The sequence below is a fragment of the Microcystis aeruginosa NIES-843 genome (genome assembly GCF_000010625.1).
In the GTDB taxonomy this organism is placed as follows: Bacteria; Cyanobacteriota; Cyanobacteriia; order Cyanobacteriales; family Microcystaceae; genus Microcystis; species Microcystis aeruginosa.
In genome coordinates this window covers 3,779,580-3,799,745 of the sequence record NC_010296.1, presented here as the reverse complement: position 1 = coordinate 3,799,745, position 20,166 = coordinate 3,779,580, and the positions used below count along the sequence as shown (strand labels likewise).

The following is a 20,166-nucleotide window of genomic DNA, read 5'->3' as shown; positions in this document are numbered from 1 at the left end:
CAAAGGATTGAGTTATGCTTTTAATTAGAAAAGTGGGCAATTAATTCTGTGCGAGATAAATTAATTATTAAAGGGGTAAACTCCTCCACTGGTAATAATAAAATGCGCTCGATGATTAGGGACAAATCTGGGTCTAAACTACCAAAACGAGCTTTCAATAAATTTTCTACCACCAGACGTTCTCCTTGCTGAAGACCCTGTTGAAGACCCTGTTGAAGACCCTGTTGAAGACCTTGTTGAAGACCTTGTTGAAGACCTTGTTGAAGACCTTGTTGAAGACCTTGTTGAAGACCTTGTTGAAGACCTTGTTGACGGCCAGCATCCAGTTCTTCCTGAAGACGGGAAGTGTATAAAGGTGATAATCTCATAATTAACTCTCTGTCCTCCTGTTCAAGCTCTTGATCGTTAGTTAAAGAAGTTCTCAAGTTTAATAATAATTCTAGAGCATTTACCCGAAAAGGATGGTCCTCTGGTAACGATTCTAACTCATCGATCGCCCTTGCTTGTACTTTTCCCCGGCCTAAAATTCTTAACCAGAGAGTTGCTTCTGTTGGGGGTAATTGATGGATAACGGTGATTGCCGTGCGTAAAGAGGGAGCCAAAAAATAGATACCTTCCCCCCAATTCTCCTCATCTAATTTAGCTCCGAATCCTCCTAACAGTTGCGAGGAAGCACTGGGAGTCAAAATCCAGAGACGGGGGATTTCCCCATCGTTAAGATTCGTTTTCTGACGATTTGCTTGACGATTAATTTCCCCTTCCACTTCCAATAGTTTTAACAGACAAGTTCTAATTTCTGTAGCGGTGACAGGATTACGAAAGGGTTCAAATAAACAGGGATTAATCGCCATTTTTCCCAGTAATCCCAGCAGTTCTCTAGGATTATTATCGAGAATCTGGGGTGAAAACCAGACATCGATTTCTCGTACTTCTCCTCGGACAACCCGTGCCGATTTTACCTCTCCCAGAGAAGATAATAATTCTTCGAGATAATCTTTGGCAAACTGGTCATGAATAAATCTAGTCATAGGTTTATCTAACATGATTTAATAACTTATCTCGTAATTGCTTAATCCGATCACGATATTTAGCTGCTGACTCGAATTCTAGATTTTTCGCCGCTTCTTTCATTTGCGCTTCTAGTTGTTGAATTAACTCGGGAATTTGTTCCAAAGAAAGCTCTTCTATATTCTCACAAACCTGCTCTAATTGTTGGGAATTTAGGCGACGGGAAATATCCAGAAAAGCCAAAATTGAATTACTTGACCTTTTAACAATCGGTTGCGGAATAATCCCATGTTTCTGATTATACTCCTGTTGAATAGCGCGTCGTCTCTTGGTTTCTTCGATCGCATTAATCATACTATCGGTGAGATTATCTCCGTAAAGAATTGCCTGACCGCGAATATGACGAGCGGCCCGGCCGATAGTTTGAATTAAAGAGCGGGTAGCCCTTAAAAATCCTTCCTTATCTGCGTCTAAAATCGCCACTAAAGACACTTCCGGCAGGTCTAACCCCTCGCGAAGCAAATTCACCCCGATCAGCACGTCAAAGACCCCTTCTCGCAGGTCTTGGATAATTTCAATCCGTTGAATTGATTGAATTTCTGAATGCAGATATCTAACTTTAATTCCCCTTTCTTGCAAGTATTCGGTTAAATCTTCCGCCATGCGTTTAGTTAAAGTGGTAATCAAAACCCGTTCATTTAACTGCACTCGCTCCTTAATTTCCCCTAATAAATCATCTACTTGTCCCTCGGTTGGTCGCACAAAAATCTCAGGGTCTAAAACTCCCGTCGGTCGGATAATTTGTTCAACAATGCGATTTTCTGACTGTTCTAATTCCCAATCTCCCGGAGTAGCCGAAACAAAAATACATTGATTAACTTTCTGCCAAAATTCTTCCGACTTCAAAGGACGATTATCCGCAGCACTGGGTAAACGAAACCCGTGATCGATCAAAACTTTTTTTCGTGATTGATCGCCATTATACATCCCGCGAATTTGCGGCACACTAACATGAGATTCATCCACAACTAATAACCAATCTTCGGGAAAATAATCCACCAAACATTCCGGCGGTTCCCCCGCTAATCTACCCGCTAAATGCCGCGAATAATTTTCTACGCCATTACAATAACCCACTTCCTGCAACATTTCTAAATCATAACGAGTCCGCTGATCCAAACGTTGCGCTTCCAGTAATTTGCCCGCTTTTTCTAACTCCAATAAACGGTTATCTAACTCGGTTTTAATATCCCGACAGGCCACCTCTAAACGCTCCTCCGGGGTAACAAAGTGACGGGCCGGATAAATACTAATTCGCTCTAATTTTTGCAAAACTTCCCCCGTCAGGGGATCGAGATAACGAATACTTTCAATCTCATCGCCAAAAAAATCAATTTTAATAACCCGATCCTCGTAAGCGGGAACAATTTCCAAAATATCGCCCTTCAGACGAAAACGACCGCGAGTTAACTCTAAATCATTGCGATTGTACTGCACTGACACCAAGGCCCGTAATAATTGCCTTTGGTCGAACTCTTGACCAACTGTTAAGGAAATCGCCGCTTTTAGGTATTCCGCAGGCATTCCTAAACCATAAATACAACTAATGGAAGCGACGACGATCACATCCCTGCGTTCAAATAGCGATCGTGTGGCCGAATGGCGCAGCATATCGATCTCATCATTAATCGAAGAACTCTTTTCGATGTAGGTATCGCTGACGGGAATGTAAGCCTCTGGTTGATAGTAGTCGTAATAGCTGATAAAGTATTCCACGGCGTTATTGGGGAAAAATTGCCGCAATTCGTTGCATAATTGGGCCGCCAGGGTCTTATTATGGGCAAGGACGAGGGTAGGCCTGCCGATTTTCTCGATCACAGCGGCAATGGTGAAGGTTTTGCCGGTGCCAGTTGCCCCTAGGAGGGTTTGGAAACGATGCTGGTTTTGCAGGGAATCTACCAATTGATCGATCGCTGCCGGTTGATCCCCAGTGGGTTGAAAGGGTGCTTGTAGTTGAAAAGCGGTCATTAGCGGCTAGGTGTAGAGAACAGGCAAAATAAATTATCAATCAAATTACCAACACTGATAGGGTTTTGGGAAAGAAAGATGTATCTTAATATTAGAGAGGATTTTAAAAAAAGATTAAAAGTCTTCGAGAATACCCTAAACTTAAATCTTATTGTTTTCCCGAAGCTATTAACGGAAAGGAGTATCAGGTTATGACGGTGGAAAATCTAGAAACGAACGGGACTCAAACCCCAGCAACCACAGAAGAAAAGACCAGCAGCCCACGCGGTAAAGCTACTACGGCTAAAACCGCCAAAGATAAAGAAGTGGTCGCCCTTTCGGTGAAAAACAACGCTGAATCGGCTTCCAAAGCCTTAAAATTCTATCAACCTGAACATCGCTTACCCGAAAATCGTCCTGTTGGTACTAGCCATCTTCACTTCACGGAAGATGAAATGTTACCCGGGAGCCGTCCCGTGGAAGTTAGCCATCTGAAAGTGGTTAGTACCTATTCTTCCGTCGGTGGATTGCGTCCTGTCGGCTCTAGTGGTATGGAAGTCAGTAGCACTCTAGCGATTTCTGGCAATCGTCCGATCGCTCTCAGTCATCTGCACATTAGCGAAACTTATACAGTCATGGGTAATCGTCCCGTTGCTTCCAATGAAATCGATGATCCCGAAACTTTAATGGGATTTTTGGATTAATTGTTTTGTTGATCAAGACGGATTTTTTCCCTGTCCCGGACGGGGAATTTATTTTTTCTAGCCCACCGTTTTTAATCCCGATGCTGTTTAAGCAAAAATTTTTCTTAATTGTCTCGTTTCTAATAGTGGTTTTTTGCGGTTTCGGATTATTAAATCTTACCTACGATGCTTCAGTTTTAGCGCAAGAGGAATATTATCAGATTCGAGCGCTTCATAGTCGCGATGGTATCGGTAAATTTTATCTAGGACGGGAAATCGCTAAAGTCATGGGACACCAAGAAATGTTATGGTTAGAACGTCCTAGTCGCCGTTTCACGGAAAAACCCGATGATCTGATCACCGCACTACATTTAAAACCCACAGACCTAGTGGCAGATATCGGCGCGGGGACAGGTTATTTGAGTTTTCCTATGGCGAATTTAGTAGAGCAAGTTTTCGCCGTCGATGTGCAACCGGAAATGTTAGGGGCAATTGATTTTTTAGCCGAGGAAAATCAAGTTAAGAATGTCACCACAATTCTCGCTACAGAAACCGATCCCAAATTGCCTATAAATGCGATCGATTTAGCTTTAATGGTCGATGCTTATCACGAGTTTTCCTCTCCCCGCGAGATGATGGAGAATCTGGTCAAATCCTTAAAACCCGATGGTAGGGTGGTATTAGTAGAATACCGTCGTGAAAATCCCCTGATTCCCATCAAGGCCCTTCATAAAATGACCCGCAGACAGGTAGAAAAAGAAATGGCCGCTGTTGGTTTACTGCCAGAAGAAATCATCGAGACTTTGCCCCAACAACATTTAATGATTTTCCAAAAGGCTGGTTCTTCGGGTTAATTTTATCGGTAAGCTTGGGTATCATAAGATTATCTAGGCAAAGAGGTAGATAAACATGGATATCGACGCTCGAGTAGATTCTCTCTATAAACTAGCCAGAAATTATCCAGATAATCGGGAGTTACAAGAAGCTGTTGCTGTAATTAAGTCCCTGCGAAGCTCTCAAGGACAATATAAACGATGGAATCAGCAATATCGAGATGATAACAGTCATTTAAAAGACCAAATTGTTGAAATATCTGCCACTAATGTTGACCTGCAAAAAGAATTAGATTCTTTAACTTCAGAAATGCGGAATTTAACTGAAGAAAAAGCCAAAATTACGGCGGAGCGAGAGAAAGTTATTGCTGAATTAAAGCAGATTGAAATGGAAGTAAAAGTGGCGGCCCATAATGTCCGTAGTACCAAGTCTGTATATGGAAAGCTAACTAGGGTCTGCTGAAAAAGTTTTTCCTAGGGGCAGGGTGTAGGGTGTGGGGTGTGGGGTGTGGGGTTTTACCCATTTTCATCGGGTAAATTACCTAATTTTCAGGGAAAAAGTCCCGGAATTTTCCCCCCGACCACTCCCATATCTGGTACTTTTTGATTGACAAAAAGTCTAAAAGTCTTACCCAACAAGGTTTTTAGATTTATTCAGCTAACCCTAACTATTTTATGGACTTTAGTGAAATCTCTATTTCTCGATGATAACTGGGAAGATTTTGGTTCGATCAATAATAACTTGCCCTCCGATCCTGACCGGCCACAAATGGGGAGTGGTCAGTCAAATATCAACAAATCTTTGCTAGATAAATAAATCAGTTAAGGAGTAAAATCAATCATGTCTAGAATCAGTAAATTAATTGCTAACCTAGAAGATTTGCACCAGCAGGAGCTAAAAAATGCCGCCCAAGTTTACGGAATTACGGCCACTTTGACTGTCCGCTTGCAAGAAGTTTTAAATAGTTTAAGCGAGCAAAATTTGAATATTGCCCATAAGTCTTTGCCTGAAGGAAATTTAACTAAAGATGATATTATCTCCCTTTACGGTAACTATAATAATGCCTATAAAGCCTATAAAGAAGCCTACAATATTAAATGCTCAAAGGGATGGGAGGCATTTTTGCAAGCGATTCATGGTTTAAAACCTCCCGGTCTTTCTCTTAGTTTAGAGCAGCGCGTCGAACAGTTAGAGAAAACGGTAAAAACCTTAGTGGAAATTCTCCTCGATAAAACTTAACTCCAACTGAACTTAATCCGCGGGACTGTCTTTTTGGATTAACACCTCACCAGCGATTAAACGTTGGGCTGCCGACAGTAAAACATCCTCAATATAGGGCTTGACAAAATAACCTTTTGCCCCTTTAGCAGCGGCGAGATGCTGCATTTTTTGCGACCCTCGCGAGGTAATCATCGCTACTGGTATCCCCTGAAGTTGTTCATCCTCTTGCAGACGAGAGAGCAATTCTAACCCATTCAGGCGAGGCATTTCGAGATCGCAGAGAATCAGATCACAAGCTAATCCAGCCCGTAATTTTTCCCATGCTTCTAAACCGTCTCGGGCCTCTTCAATGCGATAACCAGCTTTCACCAAAGAAATCGCTAACATTTCCCGCGCCGTTACCGAATCATCGACAATCAAGACCCGAGGAGTCGATTGTGCAAAGAAATTAGCGGGATTACTGTCAATAATCGTTGCATCGGGGGATAAAGGCTGATTACGAGTCGCTTTAATACTATTAGCTAGTAACACTTCCCCCGCAATCATTCTTTCAGCCGCCGAGAGTAAATCTCTTTCCGTGTAGGGCTTGGTAAAATAACCACTGGCCCCTAATGTCGCCGCCACCTGACGATGACGTTCCGCTCCTCGGGAAGTCAATAAAGCCACGGGAATCGACGCTAATCGGGGGTCTTTTTGCAAATTATACAGTAATTCTAGGCCATTCATGCGGGGCATCTCGATATCGCAGAAAACGATATCACAGGGCAAACCGCCGCGTAATTTTTCCCAAGCTTCTTGACCATCCCGGGCCTGTTCCACACGATAACCGGCTTTACTAAAGCTTAAAGAGAGCAATCCCCGGACAGTAATCGAATCATCGACAATCAGAACCATAGCCCCCGATTTTTGCCTAGTTTCCACCCCTACGGGGGGGGCAGGTTGGCGCCAAAGACCACCGTTATCGGTACGCAGACGACCCCTGGCGATGTCGATTAACTCTAACACATCCCCGATCGGCATCACCGTACCATCGCCCAAAACCGTCGCCCCAGCAATCCCAGCCGTTTTCGGAATCGGTCCTTCGATCTGTTTGATGACGATTTCCAGTTCACCGATCACTTGATCCACCTGTACTGCGAGGAGATTATTACCACCGCGCAGGATCACGATCGAAAAAGAGTCTTGCTCCTGTTTGCCAGTATAAAAACTACCGCGACTTAGTTGCCGATTGTAGGAAAGCAATTCGCTCAAGGGTTGGAAGGGTAGTAAAGTATTTTGCCAGAAAACGCAGCGCCGTCCCTCCCTATCCATTTGGATATCGCTGGACCGGAAATCCTTCATATCTTCCACTCCGTCCATGGAGAACCCGATGCGCGCATGATTACTAACACAACAGAGGGCCTTACAGATACTCAGGGTTAGGGGTAAACGGATGGTAAAAGTGCTTCCTTTGCCCAGTACCGAGTCAATAGTAACGGTCCCGCGCACATCGATTAAACTGGTCTGCACCACATCTAAACCCACCCCACGACCAGCAAAATCATCGGCCTGATCTTTGGTACTAAAACCAGGGTGAAAGAGGAGTTTATAGACTTCTTGGGGACTGAGGTGTTCAGCTTCCTGATCGCCGATCAGGCCTTTTTCGATCGCCTTGCGTTTCACCTGATCAGCATCAATACCAGCCCCATCATCACCAACGGTGATCACGGTTTGATTCCCCTGTAGGAATGCCCGGACAGAGATGGTTCCGAGGGCAGGTTTCCCTTTGGCCATACGTTCTTGGGGTGATTCAATGCCGTGGGTGATCGCATTGTTGACCAGATGGGTCATGGGACTATTGAGATGTTCGAGGAGCATCTTATCGATGAGAACATCACCCCCTTCCACTTTTAATTTGGCTTGTTTATCGAGTTTCAGGGAAATATCGCGAATTGCCCGGGGTAGGCGATCGGCGGCTTGACTAAAGGGAACCATGCGCGATTTGGTCATCCCTTCCTGTAGTTGGGTGGTGGCCTGTCGCAGACTGCGCGTCACCTGATCGGTTTCATCGACGACAAATTGAAGATCAGAGGCCGATTCTCGCACTCGTACGATCAATTCGATCATCTCTTGGGATAATAAATGGAAATCGGTAAAACGGTCGATCTCTAGGGCATCTAGTTCGCCGGCCATGGCCGAATCCCCCTGATTTTCTCCCTGAACTCTACCGTAACCGATGGCACCACCGGAATTGCGACTAGCCAGTAAAGCCCCTTCTAGGAGGCTTCTTTCATAGAGATCCTGCATCCGACTGCCCACATCACCCAGATGTTGGACGCAGGTTAGCAAATTATCTAAAAAGAGACGCAGGCGATCCTGTTCCTCTTCAAGGCGATTGCGTTTAACCACCAGTTCCCCGATCAGATTGCTGAGGTTATCCAATTGTTTGATCGGCACCCGCATCGTCTGTTCAAAAGCTTTACTGACAAGGGGACGCAGGTTTTTTGACCCGACTGGCGGACTGACACTGGCCGCCGGATTTGCTGCCATCACCTGATTGGTTTCTTCGAGGAGTTTTTCTAAATCCTTGAATTCATCCTCTAGGAGGCTTTCTGGGGCAATTTCCAGTGATTCTAACCCTTTCAGAGGTTCCACCGCGGCCACCCAGTCCACTGCTGGGGATTCCCAGAGGAAGGCCTCTAGGGATTCAAAGATGTCTGGTAGTGGCGGTTGCGCCGGTGGCGTGGGTTTTTCCAGAAAAGCTTCTAAGTCTTCGAGGCTGTCGTAAAAATTGGGGTTGCCGATGGCTATAATTGCTTCTGAGTCCAGGACCACCGCGTTTTCTAGCAGCAGAGATTCGAGATCATCCCCATCTTCCGGTTCTAACTTGGGAGCCGGTCCGGGGGTAGAATAAAGATCATTAGTGGCGGATTCTTCCCAATTGATACTATCGCCAAACAGTTCCTCTAGAGCCTCGTCACCGTCGGCGTCTTTGTCTTCTAAACTCTCTAACAGCTGTTCGAGATCCTCGTTAAAGAGATGATCCGAGTCGGGTTTCATCATGATTTGCTTCCTGCCAAGTCTTCCTTTTTGGTCAACCAATACGCTCTCTCTAGCTTCAGATTACCCAGAATTTTACTCGATAACTCTATCCTTTAGCAATTTTTTTATGGCTAATCAAACTCTTGGACTCGATCAACAATTTTATTCCTATTATCAATCTATCTGTCTGCGAGAACCTCCTATTTTAGCTCAATTACGTCAAGAAACTGCCTCTCAACCCCTGGCAGTCATGCAGATTGCCCCCGAACAAGGTCAGTTTATGGCTTTTTTGGTACAGGCGATCGGGGCGAAAAAAACCCTAGAAATAGGGGTTTTTACCGGTTATAGTTCTCTAGTGGTAGCCTTAGCTTTACCCCCAGAAGGCAAGCTGATCGCCTGTGATCTAAGGGAAGAATATACCAGTATAGCCCGCCGTTATTGGCAGCAGGCCGGTGTCGCCGATAAAATCGATTTAAGAATTGCCCCGGCCCTGGAGACTTTAGATCAATTAATCGCCGGGGGAGAAAGTAATAGTTTTGATTTTGTCTTTATCGATGCCGATAAAAGTAATTATGATCCCTACTACGAACGGGCGTTACAATTGGTCAGAAGCGGCGGAATTATCGCCATCGATAATGTTTTTTGGTCGGGACGAGTAGCGGCGGCCGATAGCACCGATAATCGCACCAAAATTATCCGTTCACTTAATGCCAAAATTCAGCAGGATCAACGGGTCAATATCAGTATTATTCCTATTGGTGATGGTTTGACCCTGGCAATGAAAAAGTGAAGAAGTGGGGGAGAGTGGAAAAGCTTTTGCTCTTGCGGAAACCACCCAGGACAACGCTACATCCCTTAAGCTCCTTAACGACAGCACTAAGTTATAAGTTATCAGTTCAACGGAGAGGGTGGGATTTGAACCCACGTTAGGTGTGACCCTAGCACTAAGTTATAAATTATCAGTTCAACGGAGAGGGTGGGATTTGAACCCACGTTAGGTATGACCCTAAAGCAGATTTCGAGTCTGCCGCATTCAACCACTCTGCCACCTCTCCACAGGGTTTGAGTCTGGATTATTATTTTAACAGATTACTTGCCCTAGGATTGATTTTTTTTATGAATCAAGCTCCTTTTCTTCCAGTTAACCATCCCCGGCCTAACTTTCTCGACCGGTTAGGGAGTCTCTGGAAATTTTCCCGTCCCCATACGATTATCGGCACTTCTTTAAGTGTTTTAAGTCTGTATTTGATTGCTTTAGGCAATATTAGCGATTTTTTTAGCCATTGGTCGGTTTTATTGCTCACTTGGACTGCTTGTCTTGCGGGTAATGTCTATATCGTCGGTTTAAATCAGTTGGAAGACATCGACATCGATAAAATCAATAAACCCCAGCTTCCCCTAGCCAAGGGCGAATTTTCTCGGTTAACAGGCGGGTTAATCGTGGGTTTTAGCGGTATTTTAGCAATCATACTGGCTTTTATCGGTGGTTTTTGGCTGTTAATCACCGTGGGGATTAGTTTACTCATCGGTACTGCCTATTCCTTGCCACCAGTGCGGTTAAAACGCTTTCCCCTCTGGGCAGCCTTCTGTATTTTTACCGTCCGGGGTGTCATCGTTAATTTAGGTCTTTTTCGCCACTACAACACAGTTATTAATCAAAATCAGTCTATCTATCCCTCAGTCTGGGTTTTAACAGCTTTTGTTCTTGTTTTCACCGTTGCGATCGCTATTTTTAAGGATGTTCCCGACCTAGAAGGCGATCGCATTTACCAAATTACCACTTTTACCCTCCTTCTCGGCCCAGAAAAAATCTTAACAATTTCCCTATTGACAATTTCTCTATGTTATGCAGGGATGATTGCCGTCGGTCTCTTGGGGATAACGGGAATTAATTCTCCCCTGGCCATTGTCGCCCATCTGCTCCTACTTCTTCTTCTTTGGTGGCGTAGTCGCGGGGTAAATTTAGAAGATAAAAGCGAAATCAGCCGATTTTACCAATTTATTTGGAAATTATTCTTTCTAGAATACCTGATATTTCCCCTAGCTTGTTTACTATGAAAATATCTCCTTTTTTAGCGGCCATTCCCTTACTTTTGCTAGGTGGTACAAGCGCACCTAGCCAAGAAACGATCAATCCGCAATTATTAACTGGCAACCTTCGTTTAACCCTGAAACATGGCGTTTGGAAACTGTGGCAAGATAAACCCGTTTATCAAGATCTTACCCTAGATTTAAGATGCGATCGCGCTGTTTGTCAGCCATCGGTGTGGGGATACGCACCGAAATTCAATCAAGAAGTGGATCACCAAGGTACGGTAAAAACGATTAAATTAGACAATGCTTGGCGATTACAGGTGAAAATGAGGATTCAAAGTCACCCTTGGCAAGCGGAAGTCAGGGAAGCTATTTATAATATCGAAATTGTCCCCTACCAAGACCAACTTATCGGCAGTTATCAAGGCACTTTAGGGGGAAGAAGACGACATAGCCAAGTTAATGGCACAATTTCCCCTTTATGGCCTAATCCCGTCCCTAATCACCAACCCCTACAAGCGCGAGAACATCCCCGTTTAATCTTTCGCAAGTCAGAATTAACTAATCTCAGAGAAAAAGCGAAAACTCCCATCGGTCAAACTATTATCGCCCAATTAAACAACAGTTTACAGGAAAAAATTTATTACGATGGTTATGTGCCTAATGGTGGTTATCATGCCACAGGTCATTGTTTTTTGGCAATTTTAAATCAAGATAGAAAATCAGCAGAAACCGCCTGGGAAATTATCGAAAAAACCCGTAAAAATCGGGGCAGGAGAATCTTAGAACAATCGCCAATTGTTGCCGGAGTCGCTCTCGCCTACGATCTTTGTTATGATCTTTGGGGAGAAAAGCGCCAACGGGAAATTACTGGCTGGTTATCCAGTGAAAGTAAAAAACTTCTCAGTGGTTTACCCAAAGATGGCTGGAATGGAGACGCAGTTAGTAACTGGAATGCGCGGGCCAGAGGTGCGGCAGGATTAGCTAGTTTAGCGATTCTCAAGGAAGATTTACCGCCCGATCCTCTTTATTATCCCTCTGCACAGGTGGAAATGGCCAAACGTCACATCGAACGCTATTTTACCACAGCTATCGGCGATCGAGGATTTGGCTCGGAAGGAGATTTATACACCACCGAACCCATGGTTCTCGCTGTTTTTCCTTTTCTGCAAGGGTATCGAAATAGTCTCGGATTAGACTTAGTAACTGGTTCCTCGGCAGCCCAATTGATCCCCCATTATTTAACCAGAATTGTCCCTAAAAATGGTCAATTATTGATTCCTGCTTATGGCAGACATCAGGTGTTTGTAGGAGTGTCTTTATTAACTATCGCATTGGGAATTACCGATAAATCATGGCTGCCAGCGCTAAAATGGCGATTACAAGGTCAAGAAAAACAACTTTTTCACCCCCATTATCCTCATATTGCCCCTTTTCTTCTCGCTGCTTATCCATCTAATCTTATTCCCGAAAATCCCGAACGCCAACTTTCCAGGGTTTTAGTTGATCAACAAAAGGGATTTTATGCTTTTCGTAATCGGTGGCAAAATGAAGAGGATTTTGTCGCTAGTATCTATCTCAAACAGCAACCTTTTGTGGGGGGATGGTCTTTTCCCGATGTCGCTAGTGTGAGAATTTGGGGACTAGGAGGACATTGGGCGAGTTTTGAGAGATCAAAAGGCGACTGGAACTCAGAAAATACCGTTACTTTCCCGAAAACCCCACCTTGGCGACAGGCAAAACCGATGACTTTTCAATCTAGTCCCGATGGTTCGGGAGTAATTACGTTAAAAACTGATAAAATTAGGGTTAAAGGAGCTAATAAACCCGTAGAAGTTGCTCTAGTTCGCTCTTTCGCCGTCGATTACAGTCTATCCTCTGGTTCCCCCGGATTATTCGTCTTGATGGATAAATTATTAGGTAAAGTCGATCAACCAGAATTTATTAATAAAACTTGGGTGATGAATACCCAGGGAAATGTTACTCTCGGAAGAAATAGTTTTACTATCACTCAAAATCGGGCAAATATGCAGGGAACTTTTATAACTCCCGTGACTTTAAAAGTCGAGAAAACTAATACAGGTGAGCGCATTTTAGCCACAGGTAGCGAGGAATTTTTTCTGGTGATGACCGTACAAAAAAGTCGTCCCCCAGCAGTTAAAATTATCGGTAAGGGATTAGATGCGATCGTGCAAATTGGCTCCCAGGAAATCTCAATTATCGACGGTGCAGTTAGATTAAAAGAGATGAATTTTCAAGAGCCATAAAAATTAGCAAGTGACCAAAGAAAAGTTAACAGTTGTCCAGGGGCATTTGTAAAGATGAAGACTATTTGAGCAATTATTGATGATATAATCAAGGTGGCTGACCAAAATAGCCCGTAAATTTAGAACTATCTAAATTGCATCTATAATTTCCGCCTAACTAAACTATGACTAAATATCATCAAATCACCGTTCACAATCGTCAGACCGGCGAAAAATTTGTCACCACCGTTCCAGGGGATAACTATATACTGCACAGTCTGGAAAAACAGAGTCATCAATTACCCTTTTCCTGTCGCAATGGAGCTTGTACCAGCTGTGCGGTCAGGGTATTATCGGGAGATATCCATCAACCAGAAGCGATTGGACTATCGCCGGAATTAAAAGCCAGAGGTTATGCTTTACTTTGTGTCAGTTATGCCCGTAGCGATATGGAAGTAGCCACCCAAGACGAGGATGAAGTGTATGAATTACAATTCGGTCGCTTTTTTGCCCGTGGGAAAGTGCGTTTTGGTTTACCCTTAGATGAAGAATAGATTAAGGATTAATCGTGCCAGATACCAGCAGCCAATTGGAAAAATACCTAGACATTGCCAGCGAAGCCGCCCTAGCGGCGGGAACAATTATCCTCGATAATTGGGGTAAAATCGAGACAATAGAAGAAAAAGGGCGATCGGGCGATTTAGTGACGGAAATAGATCGTCGAGCAGAAACAGAAATTCTCAAAATTATTGGCCGTCACTTTCCCGAACATGGGATTTTAGCGGAAGAATCGGGAAAACTGCCAGGGACGGATAGCGAGTATCTCTGGGCGATCGATCCTCTCGATGGAACCACCAACTATGCCCACGGTTATCCCGTATCCGTCGTCTCTATCGGACTACTGATCGCAGGGATAGCAGCAGTGGGAGTCATCTATAACCCCTTTAGAAAGGAACTATTTCGGGCAGCCAGGGGTTTGGGGGCCACCCTGAACCGTCGTCCCATCCATGTCTCCCGGACGAGTGAACTAGAAAAAAGTTTACTGGTGACGGGTTTTGCCTACGATCGCTGTCAAACCCCCGATAATAATTATGCCGAATTCTGTTATCTGACCCATCTGACCCAAGGAGTACGCCGCAGCGGTTCCGCTGCCAAAGACTTAACCGATGTGGCCTGTGGGCGCTTAGATGGTTATTGGGAACGAGGGATTAATCCTTGGGATCTGGCCGCGGGAATTATTCTGATCGAAGAAGCTGGCGGTAAAATTAGCGCCTACGATGAGAGTCCTTTTCTGATAGAAACGGGGCGAATCCTGGCCACTAACGGACAGATTCACACCCCCTTAAGCCAAGCTCTGCAAAAAGCCGCCTCTTGGAGTTTTCAGTTTTAATTCTTTTCATAGACCTTCTGCAAAAGTAAGTTCTCTAACCGCTATCGGGTCAAAAAAATCTCTAAAACCGCTGTCTTTTTTCTCCGCCTGTCTTGGAGTCTCCTGTCTCGGATTCTACTCACCTAAGGAAAGATTTTTGATTTTTGCAGGAGAGCTAATATTTATGGCGATTATCATTGTGATTAGAGTAGGATCATCTGTATGCCTTTTCCGATTTCCCAGGGATTATTTCAATTTGATTTAATCGATCACTTCGCTGTTTTAGGAGTCTCGATCGATGCCGAACATGAGGAGATTCGCGAGCGTTACTTAAAAATTGCCTATAAACTTCACCCCGATACCTGTCGCCTTTACACCCCCGCCGAAAGGGAACAGGCTAATCAGTTACTGGCAAAATTAGTTAACCCAGCCTACGAACATCTGGGCCGTGACCTATATCGGGAAGAATTCCGGCTCATTTTAGCACAAATGGGCAAGGCAATGGCGAGAGATGCGGGTAAAATCACCATCAGTAGCGAACCGGCTAGAAAACTAGCCCAATCTAGCGCTAACTATGAATTAGCCTATCAAAAAATCCTGCAATCCTTGGCGATCGATCAATATACCGCCCTAGAAAATACCTATCAGAAAATCGCCCAACTCAGTGAACTCAATCTGGTTTATCTGATGTTAACCGAAGGTCAGGGCAACAAGAAAACCACCCGGAAAGTCTTTATCTCCCAAGGCAATCCTAAGCAGTCCGAGTTAGTCGGGGCTACTTTCATCACGGCAGCCGAGGCTAAAGCCAAAGAATCGCCCCTAGAAGCCTATATTCGCCGCGCCCAAGCCTCTCTTGACCAAAATAATCCCGCCCAAGCTTTGCGAGAATTGCGCGATGCCCTGCGGCAAGAACCAGATAATGGCATCTGTCACGCCCTGCTCGGTTTAGCCTACCTGCAACAAAATCAACTCTCCATGGCCCGGGTTCATATCAATCGCGCCTGGCAAGTCAGCCCCAAAGATGCGACGGTGATTAGGTGCAAACGGGAACTAGATAAAGTAGTTAATCCTAATGTTGAAATGGAAGACCAGAAGGGACAAAAAAAGGAAGGGGATCGCAAGGGCGGTTTTTGGTCTCTATTTGGTGGTAAAAAGAATAACCAGATCAAACCATAACGGTATAAGTATGATACCAAATTCTCATTTTAACCCGCGTTGGGTAACACGCGGGTTAGAGGAGAAAAGAAACGATCAGCCCGAGACTCAAGCTCAAAATAGACAGACAAAACAGATCTACCCTGATCAGTAATAGTTAGGGTTTGCGGCAAAAAGTTTTTCGGTGGTGGCAGGGTGTGGCCCCCCCAACCCCCCCGACATCGGGGGGGGCAGGTGGGGTGTAGGGTTTTACCCATTTTCAGGGGGTCAATTACCTAATTTTCGGGGAAAAAGTGCCTAAATTTCCCCCCTGATCACTCCAAGGGCTGGCACTTTTTGATTTCAAAAAAGCCTAAAGATATAGCAATTCCCATAGTTGTGAGGTACAGAGTCTTAGGTTTTGAGGAGTCAGGATTCGGGATTCAGGAGTTAAGATTTTGGTGTACCTCATGAGATTGGGAAACGCTATATTATCCAACGAGGTTTTTAGATTTATTCAGCAGACCCTATATAGAGAATGGTCAAGCCCCTGTCTTTTCGCTGTTTACTGTTTGCTGTTTACTTTTTTCTTTTCTCTTGGGATAAGATTGTGATCGATCGAGTTTAGGGAATTTTTATGACCACAGAAAGTTTAGCGACTTCAGAAGCAATAGAGTCAATGACCGATGAATTTCTGGCTAGTACGAGCAGTCACCAAGAAATGATTGAAATGGTTATTTCTACTCTGCAGCAGAATGATACTGCTATGGTACAACATACAGAAAAAGGTTATCTTTGGAAGTTTCAGTATGGTAGCGTTGAGGTATTTGTACAGTTAACTGGGGAAAGCGATGATGATTTTCTAACGGTGTGGTCTTCTGTCCTCAAATTACCCGTTAAGGATGAATTGGGATTAACCCGCAAGTTATTAGCGATGAATTGTGCCGAAACCTTTGAATCTCATTTTGCCATTATGAATGATCAGGTGGTGGTGATTTCTCAGCGCACTGTGGCCGATTTGTCTGCGGGGGAGATTTCGCGAGCAATTACTCTCGTGGCGACGGTGGCAGATAATAATGATGAAATGTTACGAGAATCCTTTGGTGGCAGCTAAAATTTGGCGTTATATCCCTCCAATTATCTCATCGGCAGAGCTACAAATGGCGATCGATTCTTGGTTACTAGAGCAACACCGTTGTGGTCATCATCCCCCGACTCTGCGTTTTTATCAATGGTCGCCCCCGGCTATTTCCCTGGGCTATCATCAACGGCAATATCCCGATTTTTGGCGTAATTTGACTTGGCAAGGGCAAAAAATCTCCCTAGTTCGTCGTCCTACCGGTGGACGGGCAGTACTACATCAGGGGGATTTGACTTATATGGTGATAAATTCGGGGATGAAGGGTAATGTTAGGGAAGTTTACCGTCAAATCTGTCAATTTTTAATCACAGGCTGGCAAAATCTCGGTCTGGAATTGTCCTACGGTGCTGCAGGCCGGGGATATATCCATTCTGCTAACTGTTTCGGTACGGCTACCGGTGCGGATCTAGTCGATAATTGGGGGAATAAATTTATTGGTAGCGCCCAACTGCAACGGGGTTCCTCGGTTCTCCAACATGGTTCCATGGTGCTAGAGCAAGATAATTCGCTGTTTGAGCAAGTTTTCGGCAGTGCTGCCCCTAAAAAGCTGAATTTAGCTCCAGATTTGACCCTAGAAACCCTTATCGCCACCCTGAAAACCGCCGCCGAGGATTGCTTTGATTGTCAATTGCTAGAACAACCCCTCAGGGATTGCGAGTGGCAATCAATTAAAAAAATGAATATAAATACTCATTGACAAAAAAGTTTTTGTGTGCATAAAAAATCAATTATGAGTCAAGTTGTATAGATTTGTAATTTTTTGCTAATAATGAGTAAAGGTAGATAGAGGCCGCAAGGAACCAAAGTCTTACCGAACTCGAAATTATTGTCTAGCTTGTGCTAGTTTAAGAAACGTTAATCTTTTACAGTTTGTGAGGATTAACGAGCGATCGCAGCTAGGTTAGTCAAGCTAATCCAGTCAATCGAGCGCCCCATCTTATAAGACAATGGGAGTAATCCCAGACTCAAAAAAGTTAAGAAATCTTGCCCGTGATTTCAGTTAAGCAAGAGGAAAAATACCCATGACCATTGCTGTCGGACGCGCCCCAGAAAGAGGGCTGTTTGATGCTCTCGATGACTGGCTCAAAAGAGACCGTTTCGTCTTCATCGGTTGGTCTGGTTTACTACTCTTCCCCTGCGCCTTCATGGCCCTAGGTGGATGGTTAACCGGCACCACCTTCGTCACCTCCTGGTACACCCACGGGTTAGCCAGTTCCTACCTGGAAGGCGGCAACTTCCTGACTGTAGCCGTCTCCACCCCCGCCGATGCCTTCGGCCACTCCATCCTCTTTCTCTGGGGACCGGAAGCCCAAGGTAACTTCACCCGTTGGTGTCAAATCGGCGGTTTATGGCCCTTTGTCGCTCTCCACGGTGCTTTCGGCTTGATTGGCTTCATGCTACGTCAGTTTGAAATCGCCCGTTTAGTCGGCATTCGTCCCTACAACGCCCTCGCCTTCTCCGGTCCGATTGCGGTGTTCGTCAGTGTCTTCCTGATGTACCCCCTCGGTCAGTCTAGCTGGTTCTTTGCCCCTAGCTTCGGCGTGGCTGGTATCTTCCGTTTTATTCTCTTCTTCCAAGGCTTCCACAACTGGACCCTCAACCCCTTCCACATGATGGGTGTAGCCGGTATCCTCGGTGGTGCGCTTCTCTGTGCTATTCACGGAGCGACCGTAGAAAATACCCTGTTTGAAGACGGTGAAGGTTCCAACACTTTCCGAGCTTTTGAACCCACCCAAGCGGAAGAAACCTACTCCATGGTCACTGCGAACCGTTTCTGGTCGCAAATCTTCGGCATCGCTTTCTCCAACAAACGTTGGTTACACTTCTTCATGCTCTTTGTCCCCGTGACTGGTTTATGGATGAGTGCTGTGGGTGTGGTTGGATTAGCGCTTAACCTCCGGGCCTATGACTTCGTTTCTCAGGAATTGAGAGCGGCGGAAGACCCGGAATTTGAAACCTTCTACACTAAAAATATTCTGCTTAACGAAGGTCTGAGAGCTTGGATGGCTCCCCAAGACCAACCCCACGAAAACTTTATCTTCCCTGAGGAGGTTCTCCCGCGTGGTAACGCTCTCTAATATCCCTACCGCTACCGGTCGTGACCAAAGTTCCACCGGCTTCGCTTGGTGGTCTGGTAACGCTCGTCTTATCAACCTCTCCGGTAAACTGCTCGGCGCTCACGTCGCTCACGCTGGTTTAATCGTTTTCTGGGCCGGGGCAATGACCCTGTTTGAAACCGCCCACTTTATCCCCGAAAAACCGATGTACGAACAGGGTTTAATCCTGCTTCCCCACTTAGCTACCCTCGGTTTTGGGGTCGGTCCGGGTGGTGAAGTAGTCGATACCTTCCCCTACTTCGTCGCTGGTGTTCTGCACTTAATTTCTTCGGCTGTACTCGGTTTTGGTGGTATCTACCACGCTATCCGCGGACCGGAAACCCTAGAGGAATACTCTAATTTCTTCGGTTACGACTGGAAAGACAAAAACCAAATGACCAACATCATCGGTTATCACCTGATTCTCTTGGGTTGTGGTGCGCTGTTGTTGGTATTTAAAGCCATGTTCTTTGGCGGTGTCTATGATACCTGGGCCCCTGGTGGCGGTGATGTCCGCATCATCACCAATCCTACCCTCAACCCCGCAGTTATCTTTGGTTATCTGACCAAAGCTCCTTTCGGTGGCGAAGGCTGGATTATCAGCGTCAACAACATGGAAGATATCATCGGCGGTCACATCTGGATTGGCTTAATCTGTATCGCTGGCGGTATCTGGCACATTCTCACCAAACCTTTTGCCTGGGCGCGCCGCGCTTTCATCTGGTCTGGAGAAGCCTATCTGTCCTACAGCTTGGGCGCTCTTTCCATGATGGGCTTTATCGCCGCCGTTTACGTTTGGTTTAACAACACCGCCTATCCCAGTGAATTCTACGGTCCGACCGGTATGGAAGCTTCCCAAGCTCAAGCTTTCACCTTCTTGGTGCGTGACCAACGCTTAGGCGCTAACGTCGCTTCTGCCCAAGGCCCCACCGGTCTAGGTAAATACCTGATGCGCTCTCCCACTGGTGAAATCATCTTCGGTGGTGAAACCATGCGTTTCTGGGATTTCCGCGGTCCCTGGTTAGAACCCCTCCGCGGTCCTAACGGTTTAGACCTCGACAAAATCAGAAATGACGTACAACCCTGGCAAGTCCGCCGCGCGGCTGAATACATGACCCACGCTCCTTTAGGTTCCTTGAACTCTGTGGGTGGGGTTATCACTGACGTTAACTCGTTTAACTATGTGTCTCCTCGCGCTTGGTTGGCTACCTCTCACTTCACCCTCGCCTTCTTCTTCCTGATTGGACACCTCTGGCACGCTGGACGCGCTCGCGCCGCCGCCGCCGGTTTCGAGAAAGGAATTGACCGCGAGACTGAACCCGCATTGGCAATGCCTGACCTCGACTAATTTCCCTTAGTTCGATGGCAGCGG

At 45.4% G+C, this 20,166-nt stretch carries 17 protein-coding genes and 1 tRNA gene; 14 read left to right on the top strand and 4 right to left on the bottom strand.

Annotation, left to right across the window (positions count from 1 at the left end; all coding sequences use genetic code 11):
* Positions 1-20 precede the first annotated feature (20 nt).
* Positions 21-1,028 carry a hypothetical protein gene (locus MAE_RS17910; protein WP_012266825.1) on the bottom strand — a complete coding sequence of 336 codons (1,008 nt, stop codon included), beginning with the start codon at positions 1,026-1,028 and terminating at the stop codon, positions 21-23.
* A gap of 4 nt (positions 1,029-1,032) precedes the next feature.
* Positions 1,033-3,036, bottom strand: a complete 2,004-nt coding sequence (uvrB, locus tag MAE_RS17905; RefSeq protein ID WP_012266824.1) for an excinuclease ABC subunit UvrB — start codon at positions 3,034-3,036, stop codon at positions 1,033-1,035.
* A gap of 191 nt (positions 3,037-3,227) precedes the next feature.
* On the opposite strand from uvrB, the gene MAE_RS17900 reads away from it, so the two are divergent.
* From MAE_RS17900 to MAE_RS17880, 4 genes are all read left to right on the top strand, one after another.
* A complete protein-coding gene (locus tag MAE_RS17900) occupies positions 3,228-3,719 on the top strand; it encodes a hypothetical protein (protein WP_002795747.1) in 492 nt (163 codons plus the stop codon).
* Positions 3,720-3,799: 80 nt separating this feature from the next.
* Entirely contained in the window at positions 3,800-4,552 is a 753-nt protein-coding gene (locus tag MAE_RS17895; protein ID WP_002795748.1) for a class I SAM-dependent methyltransferase, read from the top strand.
* A gap of 55 nt (positions 4,553-4,607) precedes the next feature.
* The gene (locus MAE_RS17890) at positions 4,608-4,994 is read left to right on the top strand and encodes a hypothetical protein (RefSeq protein WP_012266823.1); all 387 of its coding nucleotides are present in this window, start codon (positions 4,608-4,610) and stop codon (positions 4,992-4,994) included.
* Between the two features lie 378 nt (positions 4,995-5,372).
* Complete coding sequence (locus MAE_RS17880) at positions 5,373-5,771, top strand: hypothetical protein (RefSeq protein ID WP_012266821.1); 399 nt, start codon at positions 5,373-5,375, stop codon at positions 5,769-5,771.
* Positions 5,772-5,783: 12 nt separating this feature from the next.
* On the opposite strand, the gene MAE_RS17875 is transcribed toward MAE_RS17880, so the two are convergent.
* Positions 5,784-8,795 (bottom strand): hybrid sensor histidine kinase/response regulator, encoded by a 3,012-nt coding sequence (locus MAE_RS17875; protein WP_041804194.1) that lies wholly within the window; start codon positions 8,793-8,795, stop codon positions 5,784-5,786.
* 106 nt (positions 8,796-8,901) lie between these two features.
* On the opposite strand from MAE_RS17875, the gene MAE_RS17870 reads away from it, so the two are divergent.
* Positions 8,902-9,564, top strand: coding sequence for a class I SAM-dependent methyltransferase (locus MAE_RS17870; RefSeq protein WP_002795753.1), 663 nt, complete (start codon positions 8,902-8,904; stop codon positions 9,562-9,564).
* Positions 9,565-9,742: 178 nt separating this feature from the next.
* On the opposite strand, the gene MAE_RS17865 is transcribed toward MAE_RS17870, so the two are convergent.
* Positions 9,743-9,829 (bottom strand) — tRNA-Ser (locus tag MAE_RS17865).
* 61 nt (positions 9,830-9,890) lie between these two features.
* Between MAE_RS17865 and MAE_RS17860 the strand changes: the two genes are divergently transcribed.
* From MAE_RS17860 to psbC, 9 genes are all read left to right on the top strand, one after another.
* Positions 9,891-10,832: a homogentisate phytyltransferase gene (locus MAE_RS17860; RefSeq protein ID WP_012266819.1), complete on the top strand. Its 942-nt coding sequence runs from the start codon at positions 9,891-9,893 to the stop codon at positions 10,830-10,832.
* Positions 10,829-13,075, top strand: coding sequence for a hypothetical protein (locus MAE_RS17855; protein ID WP_012266818.1), 2,247 nt, complete (start codon positions 10,829-10,831; stop codon positions 13,073-13,075). The genes MAE_RS17860 and MAE_RS17855 overlap by 4 nt, the downstream gene beginning before the upstream one ends.
* A 164-nt stretch (positions 13,076-13,239) precedes the next feature.
* Positions 13,240-13,608 (top strand): 2Fe-2S iron-sulfur cluster-binding protein, encoded by a 369-nt coding sequence (locus MAE_RS17850; protein ID WP_002760814.1) that lies wholly within the window; start codon positions 13,240-13,242, stop codon positions 13,606-13,608.
* A 14-nt stretch (positions 13,609-13,622) separates the two neighbouring features.
* Complete coding sequence (locus tag MAE_RS17845; protein WP_041804193.1) at positions 13,623-14,444, top strand: inositol monophosphatase family protein; 822 nt, start codon at positions 13,623-13,625, stop codon at positions 14,442-14,444.
* A 201-nt stretch (positions 14,445-14,645) separates the two neighbouring features.
* Positions 14,646-15,599: a J domain-containing protein gene (locus MAE_RS17840; RefSeq protein WP_012266816.1), complete on the top strand. Its 954-nt coding sequence runs from the start codon at positions 14,646-14,648 to the stop codon at positions 15,597-15,599.
* Positions 15,600-16,194: 595 nt separating this feature from the next.
* Complete coding sequence (locus tag MAE_RS17830; protein WP_012266813.1) at positions 16,195-16,671, top strand: YbjN domain-containing protein; 477 nt, start codon at positions 16,195-16,197, stop codon at positions 16,669-16,671.
* Positions 16,634-17,395: a lipoate--protein ligase family protein gene (locus MAE_RS17825; protein ID WP_012266812.1), complete on the top strand. Its 762-nt coding sequence runs from the start codon at positions 16,634-16,636 to the stop codon at positions 17,393-17,395. The genes MAE_RS17830 and MAE_RS17825 overlap by 38 nt, the downstream gene beginning before the upstream one ends.
* 325 nt (positions 17,396-17,720) lie before the next feature.
* Complete coding sequence (gene psbD, locus MAE_RS17820) at positions 17,721-18,776, top strand: photosystem II D2 protein (photosystem q(a) protein) (protein ID WP_002737445.1); 1,056 nt, start codon at positions 17,721-17,723, stop codon at positions 18,774-18,776.
* A complete protein-coding gene (gene psbC, locus MAE_RS17815; protein ID WP_002739004.1) occupies positions 18,760-20,142 on the top strand; it encodes a photosystem II reaction center protein CP43 in 1,383 nt (460 codons plus the stop codon). The genes psbD and psbC overlap by 17 nt, the downstream gene beginning before the upstream one ends.
* Positions 20,143-20,166: the final 24 nt, after the last annotated feature.

Bases quoted from the DNA above. Each gene is read 5' to 3' on its own strand.
- MAE_RS17840 (WP_012266816.1), top strand. From the start codon at position 14,646: ATGCCTTTTCCGATTTCCCAGGGATTATTTCAATTTGATTTAATCGAT.
- MAE_RS17895 (WP_002795748.1), top strand. From the start codon at position 3,800: ATGCTGTTTAAGCAAAAATTTTTCTTAATTGTCTCGTTTCTAATAGTG.
- MAE_RS17875 (WP_041804194.1), bottom strand. From the start codon at position 8,795: ATGATGAAACCCGACTCGGATCATCTCTTTAACGAGGATCTCGAACAG.
- MAE_RS17910 (WP_012266825.1), bottom strand. From the start codon at position 1,028: ATGACTAGATTTATTCATGACCAGTTTGCCAAAGATTATCTCGAAGAA.
- MAE_RS17880 (WP_012266821.1), top strand. From the start codon at position 5,373: ATGTCTAGAATCAGTAAATTAATTGCTAACCTAGAAGATTTGCACCAG.
- MAE_RS17850 (WP_002760814.1), top strand. From the start codon at position 13,240: ATGACTAAATATCATCAAATCACCGTTCACAATCGTCAGACCGGCGAA.
- MAE_RS17860 (WP_012266819.1), top strand. From the start codon at position 9,891: ATGAATCAAGCTCCTTTTCTTCCAGTTAACCATCCCCGGCCTAACTTT.
- MAE_RS17855 (WP_012266818.1), top strand. From the start codon at position 10,829: ATGAAAATATCTCCTTTTTTAGCGGCCATTCCCTTACTTTTGCTAGGT.
- MAE_RS17890 (WP_012266823.1), top strand. From the start codon at position 4,608: ATGGATATCGACGCTCGAGTAGATTCTCTCTATAAACTAGCCAGAAAT.
- MAE_RS17825 (WP_012266812.1), top strand. From the start codon at position 16,634: ATGATGAAATGTTACGAGAATCCTTTGGTGGCAGCTAAAATTTGGCGT.
- uvrB (WP_012266824.1), bottom strand. From the start codon at position 3,036: ATGACCGCTTTTCAACTACAAGCACCCTTTCAACCCACTGGGGATCAA.
- psbD (WP_002737445.1), top strand. From the start codon at position 17,721: ATGACCATTGCTGTCGGACGCGCCCCAGAAAGAGGGCTGTTTGATGCT.
- MAE_RS17830 (WP_012266813.1), top strand. From the start codon at position 16,195: ATGACCACAGAAAGTTTAGCGACTTCAGAAGCAATAGAGTCAATGACC.
- MAE_RS17870 (WP_002795753.1), top strand. From the start codon at position 8,902: ATGGCTAATCAAACTCTTGGACTCGATCAACAATTTTATTCCTATTAT.
- MAE_RS17900 (WP_002795747.1), top strand. From the start codon at position 3,228: ATGACGGTGGAAAATCTAGAAACGAACGGGACTCAAACCCCAGCAACC.